The 4,460-nt window shown below is 61.2% G+C and carries 3 protein-coding genes; all 3 read left to right on the top strand.

Annotated features, from left to right (window positions below):
* Window positions 1–100: 100 nt before the first annotated feature.
* Entirely contained in the window at window positions 101–1,789 is a 1,689-nt protein-coding gene (locus tag FJY68_13585) for a hypothetical protein (protein MBM3332857.1), read from the top strand.
* A gap of 57 nt (window positions 1,790–1,846) precedes the next feature.
* Window positions 1,847–4,228: a YncE family protein gene (locus tag FJY68_13590; protein ID MBM3332858.1), complete on the top strand. Its 2,382-nt coding sequence runs from the start codon at window positions 1,847–1,849 to the stop codon at window positions 4,226–4,228.
* Between the two features lie 9 nt (window positions 4,229–4,237).
* Window positions 4,238–4,460: hypothetical protein (locus FJY68_13595; protein MBM3332859.1), on the top strand; the 223-nt coding region annotated here is incomplete at its 3' end.

Below are 4,460 nucleotides of genomic sequence, written 5' to 3' on the forward strand. Positions count from 1 at the left end.
GCGCCGGTGGCTGCCCTGCTTTCGCTGTGCAGTCTGCACCCACAGCCGGTGCGAGCGAGCCCCGATAGATGACTGAACGGCAACCTTCAGGAGGCAAGGGATGAACAAGTTCGTGCTCGTATCTTTGTGCTGCGTACTCGCCGGCATGGCGACGGGTCAGTCATGGCAGAACGGACCTCAATCGTCGTTCGCCTACTGCCGTTTCGACGGCGAGTACTTCCCGGGCACGGCCAAGGTCTATTTCCTCGGCGGTCGCTTCGGAACTTCCACGACCCTACCCGACATCTACAGCTACACGCCCAGCACCGACTCTTACGCTGACGTCGGTACCAATATGCCTCTGGCGGTTTCCAACTATGACGTTTGCCTCCTGCGCGACAACTACAATCTGAGCGGCGGAGACACGTTCGGGCTCTACATCATCGGCGGACGCATCGACGCCGCCCCGAACTACATCGACTCTATCCAGGTCTACTACCCAATCAGCGACACGGCCGTGGTCATGCATACCGACGCGTTCCCGGGTCGCGCCGGCGATTCGATCACGGTGGCTCACTCGTCAATCGTCTACAACAACATCGTCTACAGCATGGGCGGATTCAGCCAGGCAACGGGTGTTACCTCCGCCCAGGTCTGGTCGTTCGACCCGCTCGCGACGGCCGGGACACGCTGGTCGCGGTTGGCGGACATGCCGCTGGCCCGCGCCTACCCGATTGTCGCACTTGTCGACTCCTTCCTCTATGCGCTCGGCGGCGATACCTGGTCCAGTTCTTTGCTCTATCCGCGCGCCGAGTGTCAGAGGCTCAACCTGAACGACACAGCTTCCGGCTGGGAGTATGTCGCCAGGATGCCCGATTCGAACTCGCAGGTCCGGGCCTTCGGGTTCGACTCCGACAAACCGGGCGACTTCGCGGGTGACATCATCGTCGCCGATCGCGGCGTCTGGCCCTACGAGTCAACGGACTGCTACATCTACCACACGGCGACCGATACGTGGGACACGTTCCCGCGCCTCGCCCAAGCCCGTCGCAACCACGCCGGCGTGTTCATTCCGGCCGAGGCGGGAGGAGGCACCGGCGTACCCGGCATCTGGGTTTTCGGCGGCCGCCAACTCCAGGACACGCTCTGCCTGCAGGTCAGCGAGTATTATGCGATAGATGTACCTACCCACGATGTGCGAGTGACCGAGATACTCGCGCCCCGGGACACGGTTGATTCCGGCGCATCAGTCACACCGCGGGCCGCGATCCGCAATTCCGGTTCGACAGAAGAGACGTTTGACGTCCGGTTCGCTATCGGCAGTGACTATGCCGATACCGTGTCACTCACGCTCGCGCCCGGCGCGACCGACACGGCCGACTTTGAGGATTGGGACGCGCTGGAGCTCGGCACCTTCGCGGTGACGTGTTCCACGATGCTCGCAAGCGACACCAACTCGGCAAACGATGCGATCCACGATTCGATCGTCGTCAGTCCGTTCACCGGTGTCGCCGAACAGCGCGGACTGCCCGGAGTCTTTTCGTTGGACCGGGTCGTGCCCAGCCCGTCAGCGGGCATGGCCGTTATCCGTTTCGGCGTCCCGCGTCCTACGCCGGCGACCCTGAGAATCTACTCCGCCGCCGGGACGGTGGTGCGAACCATCTACAGCTCTTCGCTGGCCCCGGGCTACTACTCTCTTGACTGGAACGGCCGCGATGTGGCCGGCCGCCTGGCCGGAGCCGGAGTCTACCTGGTACGGTTCGAGGCCGAGGGTTTCGCCGCCACGCGCAAGCTCGTGCTGCAGAGGTAGCGGAAGGCAGGGAGGGGTGGAGCCCAGAAGGTCGTGGTCACGAGGTTGAGAGGAAACATGAGACCGGCTGCTATGCTGTTGGCCGTCTGCTGCTGCTTGTCCGCGGTCACCGGACAGTGGTTGGAGACGACGATTCTGTGTGACTCGCTTGCTCTCCCGGTACAGCCTTGGTGCCTTGCCTACGATTCGATACACGATGTTTTCTATGTCGGAGGGAAGGGATTGGACGGAAACGTGCTTGCCTTCGACGGCCAGACGAACCAGCCAGTGCGGGTCATACGGACAGGGCACAACGTCATGGAGTTGTGCCTCAATCCGGTCGCGGGCAAGCTGTATTGCATGCACCCCGACGTCAACGAAGTCACCGTCGTTGACGGGACTTCCGGCGAGATCGTCGCAGTCCTGTCTTGCGGCGCTGGTGCCGCGGCACTCTGCTGCAACACACGCGAGAACAAGGTGTACTGCGCAAACAAGACGAGTAATAGCGTGACTGTCATCGACGGCGGCGGCGATACGGTCATCACAACGGTGCAGGTATTTGTCAATCCGAGGATTCTCGCATATAGCTCGCTGGCGAACAAGGTCTATGTTGGCTGCAATCCGGATACCTACAGCCTCAAGAAGCTCTACATACTCGACGGCGTCACGAACCAGGTACGCGCCAACTTCAGCTTTGATGGCGGCCACGGGTGGTGTGGTCTGGCGTGCAATACCGCTGTCAACAAGTCCTACTATTTCTACGACGACCACGGCTTCACAGGCCGTATGGTAGGGGTGGATGGTGAGAGCGATACCATAGTTGTCCAGCTACCGATAGGCTATGCCTCTTTTCCGGCACGCTTCAATCCCGCCTCGAACAAGCTCTACTGCGGTACCTGCGACGGTGGCTCGGGCCGAGTTGAGATCATTGATGCTGGCAGCGACAGTCTGATCCGGTCTCTGCGCATAAACGCGTACAATCCGCGCGCGCTGTGCGCGAATCCGGTTGACAACAAAATGTACTGCGCCGACTATGGCAGCGTCATTTCGGTCGTTGACGGCGCAGGTGACTCCGTCACTGCCGAGATACCCGTGACCAGCAACAACGCATGGTGCTTCAACCGGGTTCGTGACAGGCTGTACGTTGCGCAAGGTGTGAAGGACACAATTGTGGTTGTCGACGGAGCCGGTGACAGCGTACTTGCCCGCTTTTCCACGGTCGGAGCTCTTCCCGTGGATCTGGTGTACAGCAAGCTGAGGAACAAGGTCTATTGTGCCAACGAGGGAATTGGGACTGTGACCATCATTGACGGAGCGACCAACGAGCCTCGGGCCTTCCTGCAGGTCGGGCGGGGTTCAAGGGCTCTCTGCTACTCCCGCGTTGCCGACAGGGTGTATTGCGCCTGCTACACGGCCGACAGCGTCGTGGCCATCTCCGGCAGTGGCGACAGCGTCACTGCCTCACTCGGGACCGGGCTCCGCCCGAGTGCCGTCGCGTGCGATTCTGCGTCGGGCAAAGTCTATGTGGCAAACTATGCCGCTCACAGTTTGACTGTCGCCGACTCTGCGCTTGCGGGTGTGCTGGCCATAACCCAGGTGGGAAGCTACCCGAATGCCCTCTGCCACGACCCCGAACGCCGCAGGATGTACTGCGCCAACAGTGGCAGCGCCAGCGTTAGCGTCATAGATACTCGAACTGACAGTGTGACAGCGACCGTTCCCGTCGGCACCCTACCGAGTGCCCTGTGCCTGGGAATGTCGGCAGCCAAGCTCTACTGCGCCAACAAGGTTGGTGGTACCGTCTCCGTGATCGCGTGCGACTCGCTGCGCGTGACCAGGACGTTGAGTGTCGGCACGAGTCCCCGCGCGCTATGCTACAACCCGACTGATGAGAAGATCTATGTGGCGAACGCCGGGGGCGGGATAGCCATCATCAACGCACAGACTGACAGCGTAGAGGCCAGGGGGATCTGGTCTTCAGTGGGGTTTGCCGCCCTGCATCACTCCGACCTCAATGACCGCGTCTACTGTGTGGGTAGCGACAATGCCAGTGGCTACGTTGTCGTGCTCGACGGCGCATCGAACAGCCAGGTCAAGCTGCTGTATCCCGGCACTACCCCTGTTTCTCTCGCGTGGAATCCACAGCAGGCACGAATGTACGTCGCCAACTGCAGTTCTGCCACCATCTCGGTCATCCGCGACTCGATGCTCGGTCTGGAAGAACAGCCCGGACACAGACTGGCGCGAGGGCTTGAGCCTACATTGGTCAGAGGAGTCTTGAGGCTGGCGGCCACCGCAGAAGCCACGCTCATCAACTCGTCCGGTCAGAAGGTCCTGTGCCTTCGTCCCGGCCCGAACGACGTCGGGCACGTGCCATCGGGCGTCTACTTCATCTGTCCGATGCGAGCATCTGCCGGCACGCAGCCGTCACCAGCGATCAAGGTCGTGATTCAGCAGTAGGGAGGAGACATGCGAAGTTGCTCTCTCATGGGGCTGTTGGTTCTACTCGGCATGCCTGCTCAAGCGTTTGAGTGGCAGTTCGAGTACGTCGACACGGTCGGCAACTGGTCCTCACCATCACTCAAGCTGTCCGGAACCGGCGTCCTGCACTTCTGCTACCGAGCACCGGGCAACAGGATTGTGCACTCCTACCTGGACAGCGTCTGGAATCGCGAGGGAGTTGGGCCGTTCG

This window comes from candidate division WOR-3 bacterium (genome assembly GCA_016867815.1).
GTDB lineage: Bacteria > Hydrothermota > Tepidihabitantia > Tepidihabitantales > Tepidihabitantaceae > UBA2258.

Coding starts and splice junctions, on each gene's coding strand:
- FJY68_13585 (MBM3332857.1), top strand. CDS start 101: ATGAACAAGTTCGTGCTCGTATCTTTGTGCTGCGTACTCGCCGGCATG.
- FJY68_13590 (MBM3332858.1), top strand. CDS start 1,847: ATGAGACCGGCTGCTATGCTGTTGGCCGTCTGCTGCTGCTTGTCCGCG.